Annotated in this window: 20 protein-coding genes; 16 read left to right on the top strand and 4 right to left on the bottom strand. The window is 56.7% G+C overall.

Annotated features, from left to right (window positions below):
• Positions 1 to 28 precede the first annotated feature (28 nt).
• Positions 29 to 619: an AsnC family transcriptional regulator gene (locus tag BN2694_RS14655; RefSeq protein ID WP_135666909.1), complete on the bottom strand. Its 591-nt coding sequence runs from the start codon at positions 617 to 619 to the stop codon at positions 29 to 31.
• 136 nt (positions 620 to 755) lie between these two features.
• Here BN2694_RS14655 and BN2694_RS14650 point away from each other — a divergent pair, with 136 nt between their 5' ends.
• The 6 genes from BN2694_RS14650 to BN2694_RS17240 all read left to right on the top strand — a co-directional run bounded on the left by BN2694_RS14650 (position 756) and on the right by BN2694_RS17240 (position 7,071).
• Entirely contained in the window at positions 756 to 953 is a 198-nt protein-coding gene (locus BN2694_RS14650) for a heavy-metal-associated domain-containing protein (protein ID WP_135666907.1), read from the top strand.
• 531 nt (positions 954 to 1,484) lie between these two features.
• Positions 1,485 to 3,491 carry a heavy metal translocating P-type ATPase gene (locus BN2694_RS14645; RefSeq protein WP_135667014.1) on the top strand — a complete coding sequence of 669 codons (2,007 nt, stop codon included), beginning with the start codon at positions 1,485 to 1,487 and terminating at the stop codon, positions 3,489 to 3,491.
• Positions 3,488 to 4,723, top strand: a complete 1,236-nt coding sequence (locus tag BN2694_RS14640; protein ID WP_135666905.1) for a saccharopine dehydrogenase NADP-binding domain-containing protein — start codon at positions 3,488 to 3,490, stop codon at positions 4,721 to 4,723. Before BN2694_RS14645 ends, BN2694_RS14640 begins: the two co-directional genes overlap by 4 nt.
• A 99-nt stretch (positions 4,724 to 4,822) precedes the next feature.
• Positions 4,823 to 5,458: an ATP-binding cassette domain-containing protein gene (locus tag BN2694_RS14635; RefSeq protein ID WP_244605472.1), complete on the top strand. Its 636-nt coding sequence runs from the start codon at positions 4,823 to 4,825 to the stop codon at positions 5,456 to 5,458.
• Between the two features lie 124 nt (positions 5,459 to 5,582).
• Positions 5,583 to 6,344, top strand: coding sequence for a hypothetical protein (locus BN2694_RS14630; RefSeq protein ID WP_135666903.1), 762 nt, complete (start codon positions 5,583 to 5,585; stop codon positions 6,342 to 6,344).
• Complete coding sequence (locus BN2694_RS17240) at positions 6,337 to 7,071, top strand: hypothetical protein (RefSeq protein ID WP_167880055.1); 735 nt, start codon at positions 6,337 to 6,339, stop codon at positions 7,069 to 7,071. Before BN2694_RS14630 ends, BN2694_RS17240 begins: the two co-directional genes overlap by 8 nt.
• 385 nt (positions 7,072 to 7,456) lie before the next feature.
• Here the strand turns inward: BN2694_RS17240 and BN2694_RS14620 are convergent, their stop codons facing one another.
• A complete protein-coding gene (locus BN2694_RS14620) occupies positions 7,457 to 8,668 on the bottom strand; it encodes a hypothetical protein (protein ID WP_210408995.1) in 1,212 nt (403 codons plus the stop codon).
• 792 nt (positions 8,669 to 9,460) lie between these two features.
• Here BN2694_RS14620 and BN2694_RS14610 point away from each other — a divergent pair.
• The 4 genes from BN2694_RS14610 to BN2694_RS14595 all read left to right on the top strand — a co-directional run bounded on the left by BN2694_RS14610 (position 9,461) and on the right by BN2694_RS14595 (position 13,509).
• Positions 9,461 to 10,768: a DUF7405 family protein gene (locus BN2694_RS14610; protein ID WP_135666898.1), complete on the top strand. Its 1,308-nt coding sequence runs from the start codon at positions 9,461 to 9,463 to the stop codon at positions 10,766 to 10,768.
• A complete protein-coding gene (locus BN2694_RS14605; protein WP_135666896.1) occupies positions 10,755 to 11,816 on the top strand; it encodes an iron transporter in 1,062 nt (353 codons plus the stop codon). The genes BN2694_RS14610 and BN2694_RS14605 overlap by 14 nt, the downstream gene beginning before the upstream one ends.
• 26 nt (positions 11,817 to 11,842) lie before the next feature.
• Positions 11,843 to 12,913, top strand: a complete 1,071-nt coding sequence (locus BN2694_RS14600; protein ID WP_135666894.1) for an iron transporter — start codon at positions 11,843 to 11,845, stop codon at positions 12,911 to 12,913.
• A 179-nt stretch (positions 12,914 to 13,092) separates the two neighbouring features.
• A complete protein-coding gene (locus BN2694_RS14595; RefSeq protein ID WP_135666892.1) occupies positions 13,093 to 13,509 on the top strand; it encodes a hypothetical protein in 417 nt (138 codons plus the stop codon).
• A 151-nt stretch (positions 13,510 to 13,660) separates the two neighbouring features.
• On the opposite strand, the gene BN2694_RS14590 is transcribed toward BN2694_RS14595, so the two are convergent.
• On the bottom strand, positions 13,661 to 15,172 hold the full coding sequence (locus BN2694_RS14590) for a hypothetical protein (RefSeq protein WP_135666890.1): 1,512 nt from the start codon (positions 15,170 to 15,172) through the stop codon (positions 13,661 to 13,663).
• Between the two features lie 452 nt (positions 15,173 to 15,624).
• Here BN2694_RS14590 and BN2694_RS18255 point away from each other — a divergent pair, with 452 nt between their 5' ends.
• The 6 genes from BN2694_RS18255 to BN2694_RS14560 all read left to right on the top strand — a co-directional run bounded on the left by BN2694_RS18255 (position 15,625) and on the right by BN2694_RS14560 (position 21,352).
• On the top strand, positions 15,625 to 16,029 hold the full coding sequence (locus BN2694_RS18255) for a DUF7541 family protein (protein WP_135666886.1): 405 nt from the start codon (positions 15,625 to 15,627) through the stop codon (positions 16,027 to 16,029).
• A gap of 15 nt (positions 16,030 to 16,044) precedes the next feature.
• On the top strand, positions 16,045 to 16,236 hold the full coding sequence (locus BN2694_RS14575) for a DUF7333 family protein (protein WP_135666884.1): 192 nt from the start codon (positions 16,045 to 16,047) through the stop codon (positions 16,234 to 16,236).
• Between the two features lie 272 nt (positions 16,237 to 16,508).
• Positions 16,509 to 19,172: a heavy metal translocating P-type ATPase gene (locus BN2694_RS14570; protein ID WP_135666882.1), complete on the top strand. Its 2,664-nt coding sequence runs from the start codon at positions 16,509 to 16,511 to the stop codon at positions 19,170 to 19,172.
• Positions 19,156 to 19,611: a hypothetical protein gene (locus BN2694_RS17235; protein WP_167880054.1), complete on the top strand. Its 456-nt coding sequence runs from the start codon at positions 19,156 to 19,158 to the stop codon at positions 19,609 to 19,611. Before BN2694_RS14570 ends, BN2694_RS17235 begins: the two co-directional genes overlap by 17 nt.
• Before the next feature lie 21 nt (positions 19,612 to 19,632).
• On the top strand, positions 19,633 to 20,568 hold the full coding sequence (locus BN2694_RS14565; protein ID WP_135666880.1) for a cation diffusion facilitator family transporter: 936 nt from the start codon (positions 19,633 to 19,635) through the stop codon (positions 20,566 to 20,568).
• A 67-nt stretch (positions 20,569 to 20,635) separates the two neighbouring features.
• Positions 20,636 to 21,352: a CPBP family intramembrane glutamic endopeptidase gene (locus BN2694_RS14560; protein WP_244605471.1), complete on the top strand. Its 717-nt coding sequence runs from the start codon at positions 20,636 to 20,638 to the stop codon at positions 21,350 to 21,352.
• 317 nt (positions 21,353 to 21,669) lie between these two features.
• Here BN2694_RS14560 and BN2694_RS14555 read toward each other — a convergent pair whose 3' ends face one another.
• The gene (locus BN2694_RS14555; protein WP_135666876.1) at positions 21,670 to 22,095 is read right to left on the bottom strand and encodes a CopG family ribbon-helix-helix protein; all 426 of its coding nucleotides are present in this window, start codon (positions 22,093 to 22,095) and stop codon (positions 21,670 to 21,672) included.
• Positions 22,096 to 22,551 lie beyond the last annotated feature (456 nt).

Genomic DNA, 22,551 nt, shown 5'->3' with positions numbered 1-22,551 from the left:
GGAGAAGTTTGGATTCCAACTCCAGAGATTATGCTCCCTCTTCGAGACGCTGATACTGGTCTTCAAAGCGACTGCGACACGACGAACAACAGAAATGATAGACGTCCTCGTCGATTCGAACGGATTCGCCCTCGCTATCGACCGTATTCCCACACTCGGCGCACGTAATTGCGAACTCGGTGCCGTCGAGCGAGGGCGTCCATTCGAGGCCGTCGATGAGCGTCACCGAGTAGTTTGTCGATGGCGCGTCCTCGAGCAGGCCCTCGATCCACCGTCGGACGTTCTGTCCTTCTGCGCGGCCGTAGAACCATAGTTTCCCCTCGGCAGTGACGAAGAGGTGTTCGATCCCATCAGCATCCTGGAGTCGGCTTCGCAGTGACTCAATGGCTGCTGCGTCGTTCTCGAGTCGGACGAACACCGGAACGCCAGCTCGTAATTGGGCGCGGTTTAGGTCGACGGTGAAGCCGTTGATGACGTCGGCTTCCTCTAACCGTTTCACACGGTCCGATACGGCTGGACCCGAGAGATCGATCTCCTCACCGATGCTGCTGAACGGACGCCGAGCGTCCGCTGTCAGTAGCGAGAGAATCTCTAGGTCTGTCTCGTCTAAATCACGCATATCTATCCGTAGGTACCTCGCATCACAATACTGTTTCCCCGGCCGCTTGGCTTCGAACACCATATCCATTCGGGAGGTGGACTTTGGATTCGAAGCAGAAACTGACAAAAATATCCCCATCATATGTACTTGGTGTATGACGCAAACCATCACTGTCGAAGGAATGACCTGCGAACACTGTGAACAGACAGTCGAAGAAGCGCTGCGAGACGTGAGCGGCGTGACCGATGCGACGGCCGACCGCGAGGCCGAGCAGGCGAGCGTCGACGGTGACGCCGATGTCATGGCGCTCGTCCAGGCCGTCGAGGACGCTGGATACACGGCATCCGCCTAAGCAACGCCGGACCGTCCGCCGACGAGCGTCCCACTATTCTCGTTCGACGCCGATCCTCCCGATGTCCAGGGCAGGTTCGAGGTGTTGAATAGAATAATGGGGGACGACACCAAACCCCAATCCATGAGTAACCAATCAAATGACGAACACACTACGGACCACTCACGGGAGGATAGAACACCGTCTCGATCCGAAGATTCTATCTCCTGTTGTCGTATTTGCCAGTTACAAGCAGAGACGGAATCGCGAGCGGCAACTCGCCGCCCGTCCGAGCAGCAGTCCCCGGCCCCGGAACACGACGCTCCCCCAGGGGCGGACGAGGCCACCACGGAGTCCGAACTGACAGACGAACACGCACAACACGACCACGACGCCGAAGACAGGCACCGCCCCGAGACCGAACACGTCCACGATTCCGAGGCCGAACACGACCACGACGAGCACGGCCACAGCGGGGACGCCCACGAAAGCGGGCACGGGGGCGAAAACGGGGATCACGGCGGCCACACGGATCATTCGGGCCACGAGGCGATGTTCCGACGGCGGTTCTGGGTGTCGCTCGTCCTCTCGGTGCCGGTGATCATCTTCAGTGAGTTCATTCAGGAGACCATCGGCTACACCGCACCGACGTTTCCCGGCAGCGTCTGGATCACCCCCGTCCTGTCGGTGATCATCTTCGCGTACGGTGGCGTGCCGTTCCTCTCGATGGCGCGGAGCGAACTGAACGAGCGCGAACCGGGGATGATGCTGCTCATCTCGCTGGCCATCACCGTCGCGTTCGTTTACTCGATCGCGAGTCTCTTGCTGGCGGGGACGACACCGTTTTTCTGGGAACTCGTCACGCTGATCGACATCATGCTGCTGGGCCACTGGGTGGAGATGCGCTCCGTCCGGGCGGCCTCCGGCGCGCTCGACGAGCTGGCAAAGCTCATGCCCGACACCGCCGAGCGCGTCACCGAGAGTGGAGACACCGAGGAGGTGCCGGTCTCCGAACTCGGCGAGGGCGACGTCGTGCTCGTTCGCCCGGGCGCGAGCGTGCCTGCCGACGGCGAGGTCGTCGAGGGCGAGTCCTCGGTCGACGAATCGATGATCACGGGCGAATCCCGATCCGTGGGCAAGGAGCCCGGATCGGAGGTCGTCGCCGGGACGGTTAACCAGGATGGGAGTCTCCGTGTCGAGATCACGAAGACGGGTGAGGAAACGACGCTCGCGGGCATCATGCGCCTCGTCGATGAAGCCCAGCAGTCCAAATCCCGGACGCAACTTCTGGCCGACCGCGCAGCAGGGTGGCTGTTCTACGTGGCACTTGGCGTCGCGGCGATTACGGCCGTCGCGTGGGTCGTCGCCACCGGGTTCAACATCGGCGTCCTCGAGCGCGTCGTGACGGTGCTCGTCATCGCGTGTCCACATGCACTCGGCCTGGCCGTCCCACTCGTCGTCGCGATCAACACCTCGACGGCCGCCCGGAACGGGATGCTCATCCGCGACCGCATCGCCATGGAGGAGGCCCGCAATCTGGACACGGTGATGTTCGACAAGACGGGCACGCTCACGAAGGGCGAACAGGGCGTCGTTTCGGTCGAGACGACGGACGGGTGGGACGAACAACGAGCGTTCGAAATTGCCGCCGGTGTCGAGGGCGATTCCGAACACATGATCGCCCGCGCAATCCGGAACGCCGCCGAGGAACGCGGCGTGCAGCGGGCACGCGTCTCGAACTTCGAGAACCTCCGGGGCCTCGGCGTCAGAGCCACTGTGGATGGCGAGGTGAGACCCACCTCGAATGGGTCGAGCGGTGAGCACGGCGACCCGCAAGACGGCGAGACGGTGCACATCGGCGGCCCGAACCTGCTCGAGGAACTCGACATCGACCGATCCGAAGCGATGGCCGCGTTCGCCGAGGACGCCGGAGCGAACGCACAGACGGTCATCTACCTGATCCACGACGAGTCCGAGGTCGTCGCCGCGTTCGCGCTGGCGGACGTCATCCGCGAGGAGAGCCGGGAAACGATCGAGGCGCTACACGGACTGGATATCGAGGTGGCGATGCTCACCGGCGACAGCGAGGACGTCGCGAGGGCTGTCTCGGAAGAACTCGGTATCGACCAGTACTTCGCGGAGGTGCTACCCGACGAGAAAGACACGAAAGTCGCCCAGCTCCAGTCCGAGGGGAAACTCGTCGCGATGGTCGGTGACGGGGTCAACGACGCGCCCGCACTCACGAGAGCTGACGTCGGGATCGCCATCGGCTCGGGGACCGACGTCGCCATCGAGTCGGGCGATATCATCCTCGTCGAGAACAACCCGCTGGACGTTGTTGGACTCATCACGCTCTCGAAGGCGAGCTACCGAAAGATGCAAGAGAACCTCGTCTGGGCGACCGGCTACAACGTGTTTGCGCTCCCGCTCGCAGCAGGGATTCTGGCACCCTTCGGGGTCCTGCTGTCGCCGGCGATCGGCGCGGTGTTCATGTCGCTGTCGACGGTCATCGTCGCTATCAACGCCCGTCGCCTTCGGGGAGTCGATCTCTCGGCATGACGATGTTGATCGTTGGTGGCTACGGGTCCGTGGGACGAACGATAGCGGGAGAACTGGCCACCGTATCCGATGGACCGAACTCGGTGATCGTCGCTGGTCGCGACGGGACGAAGGCGGCCACCGCCGCTGGCGCCCTCGGTGAGAACGTCTCCGGTATCGCGTTCGATCTCCAGCGTACCGAATCGTACGATCGTGTCCTCAAAGACGTCGACGATGTCGTGATGTGTGTCGACCAGTCCGGAACGGCGTTCGTCAAGGCCTGCCTCGAACGGGGAATCGACTACGTCGATGTGACGGCCTCCGACGAGTTCTTCCGTCGGGTCGAAGGTCTCGACGATCTGGCGCGCGATCACGGGGCGACAGGGGTTCTGAGCGTCGGGCTTGTGCCCGGCGTGACGAATCTGCTGGCGAAACGGCTGACAGACCAGCTGTCGGCGGTCTCAGAAATCCGGATCGGCGTGCTTCTGGGTCTCGGGGAAGCGTTCGGTCCCGCGGCGAGTCGGTGGACGCTCGATCGAATAGGGCGGCAGTTCACGGTCCACGACGCGGGAGGCTCGCTGCCGGTCCGTGGCTTCGTGACTCCGGAATCGATGGAGTTCCCCCGGTACGGCCGTCGTCGGGCCTACAGCTTCGACTTCGCGGATCAACACGTTATCCACCGGACGCTCGACGTGCCTGCGAAGACGTACCTCTGTTTCGACTCCAGGGCCGTCACCGCGGCCGTCCATGGGCTTTCACGATTCAAGCTGTACCGACCCGCAGTCGAGGCGATCGGACGCGACCGGCTGGCGGAACTCGTTTCGACACCATCCGTTGGCGGAGACGGGTTTGCGGTGACGGTCGCGGCCGATGGGCAAGCGGATACGACCGCAAAGACGCTGGTGACGGCACTCGACGGGCGAGAACAACGTCGGGTGACGGGCATCGTCGCATCAACCGTCTCGAAGATGATCCGTGATACGACGGTCCCCGACGGTGTCCACCACGTCCACGAGATTTTCGATGCCGAACCGATCCTCGACGTCCTGCGAAAAGGGGGGTACCGTCTCACGAAGAGCACGACCACGGCGGGGACGCCCACGGAGGCGGACACGGGGGCGAGAGCGGGGAGCACGGCAGCCATATGGATCACTCGGGCCACGAGGGGATGTTCTGGCGGCGATTCTGGGTATCGCTCGTCCTCTCGTTCCCCGTCCTATTTTTTCAGCGACTTCAGCCAGGATGGGTTCTGATATTAACTAATTTTGAATTAATTAATAAAGACAGCATAAGATCGCCCTGATTTTAGCAGTTAATTTAACAAAAGAGTGTGTTCACGTTCCAAGTAAGCCATGAGCGAGGCACGGCATAACACTCAGAGTAGTAAATCACAGACGACTGTCGTCGAAGCGAAAAACATCGAGAAGGCATACGGCTCCTGGCTGCCGTTCTCTCGCTCCGTCGAAGTCCTCGACGGAGCAACCTTGGAGATTGGCAGTGGGGAAATCGTCGGCATCATGGGCGAAAACGGCAGCGGCAAGTCGACGTTGATGCAGGTCCTGGCTGGCGTGTTGGGCTACGACCGCGGCACCGTCACTCGCTCCGGACGTATCGGTTGGTGTCCCCAGGAACCGCGACTCTACGACCGACTGACCGTTGATGAAACGTTCGATCTATTCGGTGAAGCCTACGATATGTCCAACAGCGACGTCGAAGGGGCGCGGTCGTGGTTGCTGGAGGAACTCGATTTCGAGCGGTTCCGGGACCGGCAGGTTCGAAATTTGAGCGGCGGGAACAAGCAGAAGCTCAATCTCAGTGTCGCGCTGATGCACGAACCCGACCTGCTGCTGTTAGACGAGCCATATACGGGCTTCGACTGGAAGACCTTCCAAGCGTTCTCTGGGACCTCACTGAAGATCTCCGAGACCGCGGCGTCGGTATCGCCATCATCTCTCACATCATCAACGAACGTGACCGCTTCGACGTAATCTACGAACTTCACGACGGCCACCTCCACAGAGAAGTCGTCGATGAGGAAGGAGCCCCCGCATCGACGCCGACCGAACCGGAAACCGACTGCGAGCAACCTGGGACCACCGGAGGACAGCCCGAATGAGTCTACTCAGTCGATACTCCGTCGGCATCCGTGCGAGCGCACTGTCGTTCTTTCGCGAGCCGCTGAACCTCGCACTCTTGGTCGTGCTCCCGGCCGCTTCGATTCATATCTTCGGCGTTGCGTACGGTCAGTTCCCCGAGTTCGGATTTCTAGATCTGCCCGCATCGCTCGATACCACCGCCAGGATCACGGGGGCAACCTTTGCGACCGGGACTCTCGCGGGTGTGCTCGGCCTCTTCCAGCTCATCAGCGCCCGTGATGCCGATCACCGCCTCTCAATCTGCGGTTTTCCCGCGCTGGATTTGCTAGTCTCCCGGTTCGCGACGCTCGTTGTGATCAGCCTGGTGATTGCGGGTGTCTCCACGCTGACTCTAGTCGGACTGTTGGCCGAGCCCGTCGCCTCGCCGCTGTTCGTTTTCACCGGGCTCACACTCGTTGGTGTTATCTACGCAATGCTGGGGATGCTGGTCGGGGCCGTTCTCCCCCGAGCGCTGGAGGGGTCGCTTTCCCTGGTCATCCTCGCGGACATGGATAACGTCATCGCCAGTGGCATCTTCCCGATTCAGGATCGAATCACGCAACTGTCGCCGACCACCCATGCCCACGAAGTTGTCTCCCGAGCTGTCCTTGACGGCGAACTCGCGTCGGGAGAGCTGCTACCGGCGTTGACTATCGTCGCAGTTCTGAGCAGTCTCGCAGTACTGGCTTACACGCACACTGTCAAGCCCGTCGCTACGGGGGTGTCGCGCAATGAATAACCGCGTCACGACGGCGGTAACGATGGGGTTGCGAGAGTTCCGTCGAACGCCGGTCCTGATCGGATTGCTGATCGTCCTCCCGCTGTACTTCATCGGGGGGTTCATGAACATCGTCCCGGACGCGACGCTGACTATCCCGATTGGCGGCGAGTCAGTGACGGTTACGCTCTCGGAGTTCGTCGCAGCACTGGTGACGCCCGTCACCGCCGGACTGCTGTCGGGTATCGTCGGACTGTTCCTGATGCAGTCCTCGAAAGCGGCCGATGACCGGCTTCGCCTGGCTGGGTATCGCTCGCGTGACCTCATTGTCTCCCGTGTGAGTCTGCTCGCTGCTGGTGGCCTGATCGTCAGTGCTGTCTCACTAGCTATCGTCCTGGTCGGGTTCTCTCCGGTATCGATACCCGCTTTCATCGCTGCAACAACCCTGACAGCACTGATTTACGGTGTCCTGGGTGTGATCATCGGTGTCTCTTTGAGTCGCTTAGCTGGGGTGTACGTCATGCTCTTCTTACCGTACGTGGATATGCTGATGTTCCAGAACCCGATGGCGACCGACTCCGCAGCCTGGACGAAGGTGCTCCCAGGCTACTTTACGACGAATGCGACGATGGACGCAGCCTTCACCGAGGGTTTGGACATCTGGAACTTCGTTGGTGCCGCGGGGTACTTCATCGTCGTCTTGATCGTCGGGATCGTCGTGTTCCACCGTGTCACCGCTGTCGAATGACTCATCGAATGAACCGATTCCTGCTCTCGTTGCGCTCTTGGGACTTGATCAGACTGGACGATTGAAGTGTTTCCACTCGATTTCTGGACCCCTATATCTCGACGGGGGTCCAGCAGCACTACGATAGGTGTCAGCCGTACGTCGATCTCAAAGCGATGATCGACCGGGAAGCAATGGGGGCAGCGTATGTACCCGACCGCAAAGTCCGCGACGATGATGCCTCCAGAGAGGACTTGGTAGAACGGTATTGACGGGAGGAAGCCGGTTACGGGTGTTCCAAAAACGATCAATACCACTACTGGTCCCAAAAACACGTACTGTCGACGTTTCCCATCATATCCTGAGACGTTCGCTCAAATTGTGTTCTTACGGCAGATTCGTCATCTCAGTCAGCCGGGATAATTGCAGCCGATTGATCGGGCTGTCGGGTTGCTTGGACCGAGTAGAGTAGACTCCCGGTAAATAGGAGGAGGCTTGCGACGATGAACAACACACTGAGTGGCGAAGCTGGATCGACGAATACCCAATAGAGTGGGGCAGCGATCGAGGGGCCGGCAGCCAGCACCGCGACCTTCGCAACAAGTGGGCCACAACAGCCGCAGGTGCACGTCCCGACGATTGCCGCACTCCCGGCAGTCCCTTCAGTTAAGCCAGCTTGTTGCTCAATGCGCCAGTAGCGAGCAATGAGAGCGGCGTTCAACCCAACAAGCGTGCTCAACATTCCAACGATGACTACTAACCCAGGCGATATGGCCAGAGTGAATGGGATATGTAAAAACGGGACATGCGGAATGACAATTTCGAGTGTTGGCCACGAAACCAGCTGATAGATGACTGGAAGGACTACGATCGTTACCTCGTTGGGGATGCCTGCCTCTGGGAAAAACGAGAGGTAACCCGTTACAGTAACGAAAAAGAGTGCTAACACGACACCGATGCCGATACCAAAGCGACGGGCGACTGGATCACGCATCACTGCGCGAATGATGCTCCCGCCGTCTTTCCACACAATATAGCCGACTAAAATTGGTGTCCCGAGGACGATAGCGTACCCCAGTGGATGTGTATCACTTGTCGATCCAGGCACGAGGAAGGGGTAGGAGATCCACAATCCCATAAGGATACCAAGGAACGCATATCGTGGACGAGATGGCCACCGAAGCCATCCGACCACGAAACTTGCGACCATGATGCTCAATCCACTCATTACTGCCAGAGGCTGATACCATGTCCTGGGGAAGGGCATCGTACTGGCTGTGTAAGTTGGATCCGGAGAGAGCCCATCGAAAAGTATGGCACCGAACGTAGCGATCGCAATACCAATAAACACCCCGTAGAGAGCGGTCGTTGGCGTGACGCGGTTGAGCCGTTTGAGAAGAATGAGCCCGCCGAGGATACCGACACCGACCAGTACGAGGATGGCGCCGTGTCCTTGGGAAAGTCCGCCAGTCGTCTTGTCGCCGTGAGCGGACACAACGGGAACCTGCGTCAAGGCCACAATTGCAGCGAGAAATATAGGGAATGGTCGAACCGCGACGCTTTGAGGGACCTGTCCACAGATCGTTTTTCGCTGCGGTTGAGCCTCTCCCATTGGCATTGTTCGGTATATGGATACTAACGTACATGTATAATGGCCATGAGGCGAATCCTTCCGACTTAGGCGACGAACAAAGCTGATTGTACGGTGTAACAGATGAATTGACATCCCCCTCGCCGTGAACGGCGAGAATTCCCGAGCGGTGGGAGTTTCAGGTTTGCAGTCCAGACGTGCACTACCAGTCCTTTCGGGCACGGGTAGTCCCACAGCGTCGGACTGGTGGACTGTTGACCATGCCAAATGGCCGCTACCCCTATCCTTGACCGTGTATGGCGTCCCAGTGTTGTTTTTGCCACGGGGACGCCAGCAGGTGTCAGCGGACTCGGGGGTATCGTCGCGCGTGCTTTGAGCAGTCGGCACATTGGCACACCCTTCGAGGATGTGGCGTTCACCGACTGGTCTTTCGGATACTGTCGTCCGAGAGACAAAGTCTCTCGTGATCACGAAAAGCTTCGATTTTCGAACGACCTCGTTTCGTGGGCGGACAGGCCCCCTCCGAAGCACGGTTCGGAATCCGCTCCGTTCCGACCGATTTCTGTCCGTCGGTAAGTCGGCCTGTCATTTAAACGCCAGCGTCGGAAACACAGACTCGGGTGACAATAATTGTCTGTTTCCCACCGGGTCGGCTTCATCCCCGCCCTGCTCGGCGCTCGGTTCCGACTCGGCGTCGGAACACTCTCGCCTCGCAGGAAAAGCGCAGTTTTCGCCTCGAATCTCAGATAACCCGTCAACACCCGGTTGGGACTACTGCTATCGGAACCGATTTTGGGCTGACTACCCAATTTATATCCAATGACTGGCGAAAGGGGAATCCCCCGCAGAGAATTCCTCAAATCGGCTGTCGCAATTGGCGGTTCAGCGGCGCTTAGCGCTTGTTTAGCACGTGAAGAGGCTGATGTTCCAACGGGACCAGACGACCTCTCGTCGTATCCACCACGTCAACACGCGTGGAACGAAGTCCTACCGCGGGACGACCACGGGAACGTCGTCGCGCCGAACCATCGCGTTCTCCTTTATTTGAACTGCCGACGCGATGGTCAGCCGACTGACCAGGACCGCGAACGGATTGAGACGGCGCTTCGTGGTATCGAATACGCATACGAACGAGACGGAGACGGAGTGTTGCTTACGGTGAGTTATTCTCCAGCGTACTTCGACCGATTTGACAATCCCCTTCCCGAAGGCGTTGACCTCCCCCACCCAGAGGCACTCGCTCCGTTCGAGAATCCTGAGCTGGACAGGCCCGACGCAGTCGTCCATCTGGCGAGTAATACAGCACAGGTGGTACTCGGTACCGAAGAAGCCCTCAAAGGAAACAAACCGACGCTCAATGGTGTCGATCAGCCTGACGCTGCATTGACCGAGGTTTTCTCAATCGCCGACCGGCGGACGGGCTTTATTGGGGACGGGTTGCCGGCGAAGAATGCAGGCGATGCGGAGGGTGTTCCTGCCGACAAAGTCCACGAGGATGCACCACTGTTTATGGGATTCAAATCGGGATTCAAAAAGAACCAGGCTAGCGAAGACCGCGTTACAATCCAGTCGGGGCCGTTCGCCGGGGGGACGACCCAACATATCTCCAAGCTCCAGCTCAACCTCAACCAGTGGTACAATCAGGATGATCGCTGGCAGCGTGAAGCGAAGATGTTCTGCCCGTACCACGCCGAGAACGATGTCATTGAAGGTGCTGGGGACAATCTCGGCGACAGCAGCGAAGTCGAGGACTGTGAGCCGACCGATAAAACCGCCCGCGAGATGGGTGTCGTCGGTCACGCGCAGAAGAACGCCCGTGTTCGCGACGATGATGACTCGCCGCTGCTACTTCGACGTGACTTTGATTCGACTGACGGAGGACAAGCGGGCGTACATTTCCTCTCGCTCCAGCGACGGATCACCGACTTCGTCGACACGAGAGAAGCGATGAATGGCACTGACGTCACCGAGCAGTCGGCCGTCGGTCAACGGAACAACAACGGCATCCTGCAGTACATCCGTACGGAGCATCGCGGTAACTTCCTCGTTCCCCCACGATCACTGCGTTCGTTGCCGCCTGCGCGATCGGTAGAGAACAACCAGAAGGTGACGCATGAATCGTCGTGACGTACTCCGAGTGGCCGGGAGCGGTTCACTCGTAGGGGTCGCAGGGTGTACAGGCCTGTTCGAGACGCGATCAGCACGGGCACCTCCGCTCCCCGAGAACCGCCCGGACGCAGTCTACTATCCGACCCACTATGAGGGCATGAAAATGCCTGGAATGAAGGAACAGGGCGGATATGGGTGTGCTCTCACGTACTCGTATGCACATCGATTCTGGCTGATGAAACCGAATGGAATCACGGAGGTCGAGATTCAACCCGAGGATTCGATCCATCTTATGCCAGTCGTCTGGGATGCCCAGACGGGGATCATCCCGCCCGACATCAATCCACAGCTCACAATCTCGCAGGAGGGGGAGTCAGTTGACCAGTTCGCGCCGTGGCCGATGCTTTCCCAGCCGATGGGTTTTCACTTCGGCGATAACGCACAACTCCAGGGAACCGGGACATATACTGTCGAGGTCCGCATCGGTGGCCCGTCAACGCGACGGACCGGATCGCTGACGGAGAACCTGGGGAACGCATCGTTCACGTTCGAGTTCGAGTTCAGCGAATCGACGCTCGAAGAGATTTCGTATACGGACATCCCCGATGACAGAGAAGGCACGAAGGGTGCTGTCGACCTGATGGACATGGAGATGTTACCCAGCTCGCAAGTCCCGACACCGGACGCGCTCCCTGGGGACGTTCGTAGCTCGGGGACGAGTGGGGACGCGAAGTTCGTGGTTACGATCCTCGAAGACGCGTCGCGTTTCGGTGGGGACGAGGAGCAGAAGTACCTCGCTGTTTCTCCGCGCACGCCTTATAATCGAACGATGCTGCCGATGATGTCCCTTTCGGGAACACTGCACCGTGACGGTACGTCAGTGTTCGACGGAATTCTACAGGAGACCATCGATCCAGAGCTCCGCTATCACTACGGAGCGACGGTCGCGGATGTACGGACGGGAGACGCGTTGACGATCACTGTCGAATCACCCCCACAGACGGCCCATCATGAAGGATACGAGACAGCATTCGTTGATATGCCGGACGTACAGATGACATTGTAGTTCTCATGGTGTATTCAAGTGATACAATGAATCGACGGACGTTGCTTAAACAGGGTGCCGCAGTCTCAGGTGGACTGTTGCTGTCTGGTTGCCTGGAGCAGCTTGGATTCGAGACGCAATCCGCGTGGCGTGATCCACCGCTCGTGGAGGATCGACCTGACGCCGTCTACTATCCTGCCATCATCGAAGGGATGGGAATATACGGAACGACGATAGCCGGCAATCTCGGATTTGCACTGATGCATTCCTTCCCGCACCGTTTCTGGAATCTCACTGGCTCACGAAAGACGAAAGTCGTCGTTCAGTCGGATGATTCGGTGCATCTGATGGCGAGTGTCTGGGACACCGAGACGAGGACGATTCTCCCGGTTGACGTCTCTGTCGAAATCAGTAACAGCGACGGTCAGGTGTTTTCTACCAACCTCTGGCCGATGATTTCGCCGAATATGGGATTCCATTACGGCGACAATATTGCGCTTCCGGGGGAAGGCCAGTACGATGTGATGCTCCAGGTCGGCCCGCTACAGACGGCTCGCACCGACCCGCTCACAGACCGATTCACCCAGGGACAGTCAGCGACGATGCAGTTCACGTTCGATACGAGTGTAACGTACAACTTGGAGATCCGTCGACTTGGTGAGAAGGCGGGTACCCGTGGGACGGTCGATCTCATGGACATGGAGATGGTCCCTGAACCGGTCGTCCCACCAACATCTGAGCTTCCGGGCCGACTACTTCACGAGGGACAGTCTGGTGATGCGAGGATGCTCGTGGCTCTCGTCGATGGGGACCACCGGTTTAGTGATGCAGGGGGTCCCTACCTGTTCGTTTCTCCCCGAACGCCGTACAACCGCGTGATGCTCCCACGGATGGCGCTATCAGTAACAATCAATCGACGCGGGGTCACAATCACCCAAGGGCCACTTCAAGCGACCCTCGACCCGAATCTCGGAAGTATCTATGGAACGGCGCTCGACGAACTCAGATCGGGCGACACGATCGGAATCGCCGTTGAGACGCCTCCACAACTGGCGCGTCATGACGGCTACGAAACCGCGTTCATCAATATGGAACCAATAGAGTTCACTGTCGAGTGAGTTCTCTCGTAGTCTGATTGCGTATTTTGGGCGTCATCGATCATGCTCGCATCCAGGTGTCATAGAACCGTTGGCATACTTGTGTTGGAGCGGTCAGTACAGGTGAAACACATATCGTTCAATACAGAAATTCGACGGAGCATCCGCATATTTGTACACGGTCATATAATACCCAATTGATGACCCACATCACGCATACTCGTCATTCGATTGCCTCAATTGGTGCAGTCGTCGGGGGCTTGCTCATAATTGCGTGGGGAATCCTTTCAATACTCTCTTACCCTGGATATGCTACGACGTTTAGGCCCCTTGATACAGTCCTCATTGCTCTTTCTGACTACCTCTGGATTCCGGCAGTCGGGCTGTGTATCCTCTCAGTCGGTGTCGCACCTCTTATTCGGAGGAGAGTAACGCACAACAGCGTCTGGACAGTGGGAGTCACAGTATGTGGTGTAATCCTCCTCTGTTTTGGTGGCTTTCTGACCTTGATTTCTGTTAACTCAGTCGCCGGGCTACTGTATCTCTCACCGCTATTTCTTTCTGGAGTGGTATTGGTTGTAGCTGGATTATATCACCGCGTGCAGGACTGGACCTGAGATTTGACCCCGGCGACATTCTCCAGACACAGATTCACGAACAACAGCTTGTCAGTAGGCACACCTACTGAACGGATATCTCATCACAGTTCAGCCAGAAATCAACAACTTGTGAAATTGTGTGATCCTATCACACAACATCGACACACGGTCAGGGAAGATATGGAGGCGTCGCACCGGGCAGAGAGAGAATCCAGAGGCTGATGACGGTGTAGCCAATCATCACGGCGACGAACGGGTATTGGCTTCGGATTGCGACGAGTCGGCTCGAGAAGAGTTCGTAAGCGGTCGCGTGCGCTGCCCAGATAGCGAGGAGATGCCCGACGAGCACGTAGGCGATACTCAAGCCCTCGAACCATCCAGGTGGAGACAATGTCAGGGGATTCGCTGGGGGCGATAGTGGGGATACAATTGCCATGCCTAGAGCCGGACTGAGGGATACAGCCAGTCCGGTGTAGTGAGCGAGGTGATATCCCGCTGCGATGGCCAATAGCGAGGGTGCAAACCGAAAGGCGATACGTTTCGCTGTGATGTATGTCCCGGTCCGTCGCCGAGAGAGTACGCCCGCATACCAATACCCGGCGAAGAAAACGACGTAGCCACTGACGAAAAGGAGTGTGTAGATGAAGATCGCACGGATCTGTACGGATCCCACTCCAATATTGGAGAGGCTGACGAGTGCCTCGATAGTTGCTGCGCCCGTCTTCGTCGTGATGAAGCCGCTGTACGTGAGCTCCCAGATCAGCGCAATGACGAACGCAACATCGGATGTGTCCGTGATTAAGTCTGAGTCAGTCAGGTCACTACCGGGCAGTTTTACAGTGAGCTTCCCGTCTCGCCGTTTTAGTGGAGCGACAGCCCCGAAGAATCGAAACAGGACAGATATCGGATCTGCGTTCTCGAACCACGCGTCAGGGCCGAAGAGTACTGCGCCTGCGATTGTGACGGCACTGTAACCGAGGATCGCAATCGAAAGAATTGACGGAATCGTGCTGACAGGGAAAATCACCTCAATCCACACAAGTAGTAATAGGCCACCTACAGCTGGCCATCGGGCTAATTCTTCAGGATACGGTCGGTGTCCGGCTGGGAGAAGCGAGACGATACCTCGCCAGGGGTTCAGTACTGGCCAAACGTTCCCTCCGAGATACGTAAGCATCGGCAAGCCCGCTCGAACGACGACAAATGTGACGAGAATGGTGAAACTGGCCGTTGGGAGCTGCGGTCCGGTCAGTCCGAGATACACTGCCAGTCCAAGGACGACAACCCCAAGACTACGTCCGATCCATCGAATCGGTGTCCACCAGTCGTCGACCGTCGGGCCAGGGAGTGACCAGTTGTGGAGATAGCGGATAAACGCTCGATCAGTGACGAAGCTCGCAAGCAGGGCAGAGGCGCCGATCGCAGCGCCGCCAGTGGCAAGATACAGCCACCGAGGAATAGCAAGGGTATCCCGAGGCTGCTTCGAGAGCGTCATTCCGTTCCCGGCAGCGACTGTTCCGGTAAACAGCGTCAGAATCGAGACCCAGGTTACAAACTGAATGAATATCCTGAGTTTTGTGTTCGAGACGACCCAAATAGGACGCTTCGATATATGACGTGTTTCTACTTGTTTCGTTTCGCTTTCCTCGGCAGTCGTGTTGGAATCAAGCGACGATGGCATATAGCATCAAGAAGCTGAAGTACAAGATCACGAGGGCTACGAGTGCTTTCAGTCGCACTCTGCGTAACTCGTCTTCTTCGTCCGAACGGGCAGAACGGAACGCTTCTACTTCGTCGTCATTCAACTGTTGCGGATGTTCTAGGCCCTTGTGGAGTACGAGACGATCTGTCGTCGGAAATGGGTGGTTGCAGTACTCACACCTCCCAGCAGCTGAATCGCCTCGTGGAATAGTTGTGCCTTCGTATGACATACGGGTGAACGTCGGTATGTGACAGTAGAACCGTCAGCGTTGAAACCGTTCTGGTTCAATTCGGTATAGCCGCTTTCTTTCGAACGAGTTCTCTCACCTGCATGCAAATACTAACTCATCTCCGTGGATATGGTATTTTGTAATAAAATACACGAGATAATAACAGCGAATCTATTATACCTCCAAGACTTTACTCTAGGCGATGGGAGAAACGTCAGACTTGGACTCCTCCTTCACGGGTACGAGCGCTTGGCCACCTTTCGTCGCTATGGGTCTTGCTCTCTCGGAGGCTGGTGTTTTCCTCGGCGTGCGTCCTGTGTCTGTCGCCGGGCTGTTGCTGTTTGTCGGTTCTGTGACAGGGATTCTGATGGATTCAGGGTACATCTCCCGACCGATACGAGTGGCTGGTATACAAGGGATTGCTTTGATCGGTGTTGGAATTATATTGGTTCTTCAGAATCAGACTGGAACAACGGTTCGTGGACAGTCGATCGCTATCGCTGGCGCTCTCAGTCTTCTCAGTGCTCTCCTTTGGATCGGATTCGTCCGGACACAGACTCAGGATTCAAGAGAGACTTCCGAATCGACAGACACAACTTCCGATTGAAAACCAAAAAAACACATGGAATTCGATACGACCACAACCGCAATCGGGTTCATCACCCTGTTCGCTGTTCTCGTTGGGGGTACAGCGATAAGTCCGATGAGCACAAGTACCGTTGTGATGGTTAGCATCGGGCTTGTCGTCTTTGGCGTGCTGTCTCTCGTTTTCGGCGTCAAACACGGCGAATTCCGAGCAACCCACCAGCGATAATGCTTCCAAAGTCACGAGAGATAAACTGTTCGGCTCCGAGTGTCTTGTAATTCGAAACACGGTTCCTGGAAACGCTCGTATCCCGTCAGCGCATATGAGATGACCTTTGATAAAATATATTTATATTTGCTCTGGTGCATACTCAAAAAGAATCCGAACGCCGACTATTTCGGAGTGTTATTAACTTATGGCCCTATTTTGTTAGTATTGGGCATTTATAACGGGGTTTTTAGCAGCTACATTAATAAGACACTGTATCCTAGCAGCTGGTAATGAACTCGTCCGATCGGAATTCAAGCACTTCACATGAGACATCACATTCTCATGATGTAGATAACCACGATCACGGACACGATCATACTCATGATTATGATCACACCAGTGATCATGAATCTAACAGTGTCACTGTGACTGCGTCGAATCAGGATGATGTCGCCCAGTTTTCGGTGCCCGAGATGGACTGCCCCTCCTGTGCGGGGAAAGTGGAAAACAGCGTCCGGAAACTCGACGGGATCAGTGCTGTTGATCCCCAAGTGACGACAGGGACACTTTCTGTCACTTACGAAGAGGACCAAACACATCCGGACGAAATCGCTGAACGCGTCGAAAAAGCCGGGTACACGGTCGAAAACCAGGCCGAGACGATTACGACCTTCACTGTCCCCGAAATGGACTGTCCGTCCTGTGCAGGAAAGATAGAGAATGCCCTCGATGGCCTATCGGGACTTTCGAGTTATGAGACCCAGCCGACGACAAGGAAGGTAGTGACGACCTACGATGGTGACTCCCTCTCATCATCGAGGATCGTCGACGCGATCGAGAGTGCAGGCTACGAGGTGACCGACTCGACCGCGACCGACGAAGCCACAGTGGATGGTGGTTCCGACGAACGCGAGAGCGTCTGGACCAGTTCGCGGGCGATCAAGACCTGGATCAGCGGCGGATTCGTCGCACTCGGACTTCTCTTCGAGTTCATCCTCACCGGGCAAAACGTCTTGGTGACTGATCTCGCCGGTCGCGAGTTACTTCTCGCCGATATCCTCTTTCTCGTTGCCGTTGGTGTCGCCGGTCCGATCATCTTCCGCAACGGCTACTACTCCGCGCTGAACCGGAACCTCGACATCGATCTGTTGATGACGATCGCCATCAGCGGCGCCATCATCGCTGGCCTCGTCTTCGGAAAATCACTGTACTTCGAGGCTGCCACCCTCACGTTCCTGTTCAGCGTCGCGGAACTGCTCGAACGCTACTCGATGGACCGCGCCCGGAACTCACTGGAAGAGTTGATGGACCTCTCACCGGACGAAGCCACAGTGAAACGAAATGGCGAGGAGGTCACGGTGCCCGTGGATGACGTGGCTATCGGCGATGTCGTCGTCGTGCGTCCGGGCGAAAAGATCCCAATGGATGGCGAGGTTCTCGACGGGGAGAGTGCTGTCAACCAGGCCCCGATCACAGGGGAGAGCGTGCCCGTGGACAAGACGCCGGGCGACGAGGTGTACGCCGGGACGATCAACGAACAGGGCTATCTCGAGGTCGAGGTCTCCTCGGAAGCGGGCGATAATACGCTCTCACGCATCGTACAGATGGTCGAAGACGCACAGTCCAACAAGACCGAGCGCGAGCAGTTCGTAGAGCGCTTCTCCTCGTACTATACGCCGGTCATCGTCGGCTTCGCAGTTCTGGTGGCGATCATCCCTCCGCTTTTGTTCGGGGCGTCGTGGCCGACGTTCATCGTCTACGGCCTCACACTCCTCGTGTTGGCGTGTCCTTGTGCGTTCGTCATTTCCACGCCAGTGTCCGTGGTATCGGGTATTACCAGCGCTGCAAATAATGGCGTCCTTATCAAGGGTGGCAACCACCTCGAAGCGATGGGGGCCGTCGAAGCGATCGCGATGGACAAGACAGGAACGATCACAAAGGGGGAACTCACTGTTACTGATGTCGTCCCGTTGAATGGCAACAGTGAGGAAGATGTCCTTCGGTGTGCTCGCGGTCTGGAATCGCGATCCGAACACCCAATCGGCGACGCTATCGTCGAATTAGCCGACGAGAGCGATGTCGGGGAACCGACGATCGAGGACTTCGAGAGTATCACCGGCAAAGGCGTCGAAGCCGATCTCGACGGGAAGAAACATTACGCGGGCAAGCCTGCCTTGTTCGAAGAACTCGGCTTCGACCTCGACCATGTCCACGCGACGACCGACGGCGGTGTCGTCACGACGATGAGTCAGCAGATGTGCGAGCGCAACGACTGTGTCGATCTCCTCGAGGAGACGGTGCCCGAACTCCAGTCACAGGGGAAGACCGTGGTCCTCGTCGGCACCAAAGACGAAATTGAGGGTGTCATCGCCGTCGCTGACGATATTCGGCCCGGAGCGAAGCAGGCGATACAACAGCTCCACGACCGCGGCGTCGAACACATCATTATGCTCACGGGAGACAACGAACGGACCGCCCGGGCGATTGCCGCCGAAGTCGGCGTCGACGAGTTCCGCGCGGAACTCCTGCCCGACGAGAAGGTCGAGGCGATCAACGAACTCGACGACCAGTACGGCGGTGTCGCGATGATCGGCGACGGTGTCAACGACGCGCCGGCACTTGCGACAGCGACTGTCGGCGTCGCGATGGGGGCCGCCGGCACGGATACTGCCCTCGAAACGGCAGACATCGCGCTGATGAGCGACGACCTCTCGAAGTTGCCGTACCTCTACGAACTATCACATGACGCGAATGGCGTCATCCGGCAGAACATCTGGTCGAGTCTCGCCGTCAAAGCCGGTCTGGCTGTGGCAGTCCCGTTCGGGGTGGTGCCGATCTGGTTGGCGGTCCTCGCTGGCGACGCCGGGATGACGACAGCCGTTACCGGAAACGCAATGCGGCTCTCCAGAATCAAGCCGGAGACAGACAGTGAAACCAATGCTCAGAGAGGATGATATGAGGGCAGAGATCGATCCCCCCACCGAACACGACTCCGAGTCGGACCCGCAGGGATATCCGTTCGGGCTCACGTCGCGACAGTTGCTTGTCATCGTTGTTCTCGGCGGTCTCATTGGTCCTGGTTTACTGGTAAACGCTCTCGAATCAGTGAACCTCTCTGTCGCAGCGGACCTCGTGTGGATCGGTGGCTACGGTGGGACCATTTTGGTTGTTTGGTACATGTGGCTCCGTCCGTTGAATCTCGGTGGATCAGCAGGACAAGATGCGTCATTTACTCACGGGGGAGATCAAATCGAATCTGAGGATGATTTGGACAATGTTGGGACTGACACAGCAACTACTGCCGAGTCTCAGTCGAAAGAATCGACGCCAATGAACGGGGACATGTCCCAAGTATCCGCCAATGAAAACCAGGAAGCTTCGGAATCTAACTAACCTTAGTATTGAATAAAATATATGTCTGTCCGAGAACATACACACGGTAATACGGTAGACCATGAATCTGCCTCCGACAACGGGGGCAGTACGCGCCGGTTAGCGCTCGTCGCGGCCATCAATTTTGTCGGATTCATTGTCGAACTGGCTGGGGGACTCCTCTTCGGTTCGGTCGCGCTCGTCAGTGATGCGTTGCATATGCTGTTCGATATGCTCGCGTACGTGATGGCGTTCGGTGCGAGTTATACCGCAGAACGGTTCGAAGGAGGGGAGCGGTGGTCGTACGGCCTCCACAGATTGGAAACTGTTGGTGCGTTCCTCAACGGGGTTTTGCTCGTTCCGATGGTCGCGTATATTCTCTGGGAGTCCTACCAGCGGTTCCTGGAACCAGTGACGATCGACCCCGTTATGACGTTGATCATCGCAACCGGGGGTTTGCTTGTCAATATTGGCTCGGTCTATATTGTTCAAGGAGAAGAAATGAGCCTCAATGAACGGGGCGCATTCTACCACCTCCTCGGGGATGCTGGCGGCTCAGTGGCGGTGATCATCTCGACTCTGGCGATTGTAGTATTCGATCTTCCGATCGCCGATCCAGTCGCAGCCGTCCTCATCGGCGTTCTGATTCTAGTTTCGGCAGGGAAGGTACTTCGAGAGAGTACGTCGATCCTGCTGGAACGAAGTCCCGTGTCGCCGGATGAATTACGAGACAAATTGACAAATCTCGATGGCGTCGAAGGCATCGACGACCTGCATGTCTGGCAAGTCTGTAGTCAACTGACGGTCGGAACGGTACGCCTCCAGTATGCGTCGACATCGCTCGACCAGCAACAAACTATCCGCTCACGAGCCCATGAGCTACTATCGGACCACGGGATTGATCACGCGACTGTCGAACTTGTGGGTGAGACAGCGATCGATCCGGGAACCAACGACCGGACGAGTCACGACCACTAAGTATGACACTCACCACAATCATCCATACAGATCACTTCGTTCCTTGTTCTTTCAAATGACGGGAGTAATGTCACGAGTCCGTGCTGTTGTAACTGCGATTGGACTCACGTACGGATCAATGATTATCGGCTCAGTCGTCGTCACCGTTGCTGCCACGGGACTGGCTGTATTCGGAATCGATATCACAACTCGTCCAACGATGCGTCTTGTGTCGAGTACCGTACTGTTACAAGGAGTAACGTTCGGTGGCCTCGCTGTTTTCTATCTCACTGTTCGCGGTCTCGATATCGACTTCGTGCCGGTCTCGGTTCCGGACAAGCGGGATATTACCGTGATCATCGTCGGGATCGTTGCTCTTCTCGGCCTGCTCGTCGTTGCATCAACGATCATCTCCGCGCTTGGACTTGAGTCAGCACAAAATCAGGTCGTTACGATCGGTCAGCAGAATCCAACGGTATTTCTACTGCTCATTCCGCTTCAGTTTCTGTTAGTTGGTCCAGGCGAGGAACTACTGTACCGGGGACTGGTTCAGGGGACACTCCGGGAAACGCTGCATCCGGTCCGTGCAATCGTTCTTGCGAGTGTGCTCTTCGCATCGATCCATCTCTTCTCGCTGACCGGAGAAGGGAAGTGGGTGTACGTCGGTGTTGCATTTGTTCTTGCCCTGGTGCTGGGCGCGTCTTACGAGTACACCGACAACCTTGCTGTTCCGGCCGTGATTCACGGTGCGTATAATGCAGTACAGTTTGCAAGTGCATACGTAGAGGTGACTGGAGGACTGTGAAATTCACAAATCTTCGATCTCTGCGTTACGCTCAGGACTACAGCGCGACCCTACCGGTCGTTTCAGTCTCGTTGGCGAGGAACCGGAATATCGCAAATTTAAGGGAGAAGGGGCAACAACCACAAATTGTATGAAATGAGATATATTGTCTATCTTCTTGTGAGTCTTGCTCTTGTGGGAACATGGCTACTGGGACTGGTGCTTCCTGTGGGAGATATTGGATCAGTGGTAATCACTATTATCGCAATGGGTTTGCTGATCACGACCGTCATATACTACCAAGGGACAATACACGACTGACATACAGGACCGAATTATTATTTGTCGGCGAAGGGACCGAAGTCATCAACGGGTAACACCGAGTAGTCGATCGTGAGTGTGTCATTCGTCGCTCGAATCTTCCCGACGACGGTCGAGATCTCGTCGAGCGAGCCCTCTAAGACGAACAGTTCCATACAATAGTGCTCGCCGATATGGCTGTGGAAGTTCGAGGCGACGATTCCTTCGTGCTCGTGACGAAGGCGCATCATCTTCTCCTCGACGTTTGTCGTTTCGTAATCGAAGACGACCGTCACGACACCCATTAATTCGCGCCCCTCGAGCTTTCGGTCCTCGAATTCGCCGAGAAGATTGCGACTGGCCTCTCGGAGTAGTTCACTGCGGCCGGAATAGCCATGACTGTTCGCGAACTGATCGAGTCGATCAACGAGTTCATCCGGCATCGAGATGCTAATTACGGTCATATAACAATCTACTGCCGCTCGAGTATTAAATATTGTTACTATAGGGGGTTCTGTTACTTCCGCACTAGGAATATCCCATTCAGATTGGGACGGCCGTGTATAGACGCTAATAAGACCCAAACTCATTGAACGGGACAGCCCATTGCGAAAGTAGATAAAATATATTATATACACAGAAATATTATAATTTATGGGACCTCGTCCCAGATATCGGCAATATTTATTGTCTCCTCTGACGCCTGTTGCCGTCCGGAATTTCACAAAATGCGCTTCATCTACGTCGATTACCCCATCAGTAGTATATAAAAGCCCGTGATACTGAGGGGGAGTATAGCGTCATTCGTTGCGTCGATAATCACTCGAATTATAGACTATCACCACTAGATACCAGAACGAAAACATAATGTGGTCGGACAGGCGTAGGTTGCAGTATCGATGTATCCGAACGCTTCAGCA

The sequence above is a fragment of the Halorhabdus rudnickae genome (assembly GCF_900880625.1).
Lineage (GTDB): Archaea > Halobacteriota > Halobacteria > Halobacteriales > Haloarculaceae > Halorhabdus > Halorhabdus rudnickae.
Note: the sequence above shows the minus strand (reverse complement) of the source record. Positions and strands in the feature narration are given on the sequence as shown.

Excerpts from the sequence above, each read along its gene's own strand:
- BN2694_RS14655 (WP_135666909.1), bottom strand. The coding sequence starts at position 619 with ATGCGTGATTTAGACGAGACAGACCTAGAGATTCTCTCGCTACTGACA.
- BN2694_RS14650 (WP_135666907.1), top strand. The coding sequence starts at position 756 with ATGACGCAAACCATCACTGTCGAAGGAATGACCTGCGAACACTGTGAA.
- BN2694_RS14645 (WP_135667014.1), top strand. The coding sequence starts at position 1,485 with ATGTTCCGACGGCGGTTCTGGGTGTCGCTCGTCCTCTCGGTGCCGGTG.
- BN2694_RS14640 (WP_135666905.1), top strand. The coding sequence starts at position 3,488 with ATGACGATGTTGATCGTTGGTGGCTACGGGTCCGTGGGACGAACGATA.
- BN2694_RS14635 (WP_244605472.1), top strand. The coding sequence starts at position 4,823 with ATGAGCGAGGCACGGCATAACACTCAGAGTAGTAAATCACAGACGACT.
- BN2694_RS14630 (WP_135666903.1), top strand. The coding sequence starts at position 5,583 with ATGAGTCTACTCAGTCGATACTCCGTCGGCATCCGTGCGAGCGCACTG.
- BN2694_RS17240 (WP_167880055.1), top strand. The coding sequence starts at position 6,337 with ATGAATAACCGCGTCACGACGGCGGTAACGATGGGGTTGCGAGAGTTC.
- BN2694_RS14620 (WP_210408995.1), bottom strand. The coding sequence starts at position 8,668 with ATGCCAATGGGAGAGGCTCAACCGCAGCGAAAAACGATCTGTGGACAG.
- BN2694_RS14610 (WP_135666898.1), top strand. The coding sequence starts at position 9,461 with ATGACTGGCGAAAGGGGAATCCCCCGCAGAGAATTCCTCAAATCGGCT.
- BN2694_RS14605 (WP_135666896.1), top strand. The coding sequence starts at position 10,755 with ATGAATCGTCGTGACGTACTCCGAGTGGCCGGGAGCGGTTCACTCGTA.
- BN2694_RS14600 (WP_135666894.1), top strand. The coding sequence starts at position 11,843 with ATGAATCGACGGACGTTGCTTAAACAGGGTGCCGCAGTCTCAGGTGGA.
- BN2694_RS14595 (WP_135666892.1), top strand. The coding sequence starts at position 13,093 with ATGACCCACATCACGCATACTCGTCATTCGATTGCCTCAATTGGTGCA.
- BN2694_RS14590 (WP_135666890.1), bottom strand. The coding sequence starts at position 15,172 with ATGCCATCGTCGCTTGATTCCAACACGACTGCCGAGGAAAGCGAAACG.
- BN2694_RS18255 (WP_135666886.1), top strand. The coding sequence starts at position 15,625 with ATGGGAGAAACGTCAGACTTGGACTCCTCCTTCACGGGTACGAGCGCT.
- BN2694_RS14575 (WP_135666884.1), top strand. The coding sequence starts at position 16,045 with ATGGAATTCGATACGACCACAACCGCAATCGGGTTCATCACCCTGTTC.
- BN2694_RS14570 (WP_135666882.1), top strand. The coding sequence starts at position 16,509 with ATGAACTCGTCCGATCGGAATTCAAGCACTTCACATGAGACATCACAT.
- BN2694_RS17235 (WP_167880054.1), top strand. The coding sequence starts at position 19,156 with ATGCTCAGAGAGGATGATATGAGGGCAGAGATCGATCCCCCCACCGAA.
- BN2694_RS14565 (WP_135666880.1), top strand. The coding sequence starts at position 19,633 with ATGTCTGTCCGAGAACATACACACGGTAATACGGTAGACCATGAATCT.
- BN2694_RS14560 (WP_244605471.1), top strand. The coding sequence starts at position 20,636 with ATGTCACGAGTCCGTGCTGTTGTAACTGCGATTGGACTCACGTACGGA.
- BN2694_RS14555 (WP_135666876.1), bottom strand. The coding sequence starts at position 22,095 with ATGACCGTAATTAGCATCTCGATGCCGGATGAACTCGTTGATCGACTC.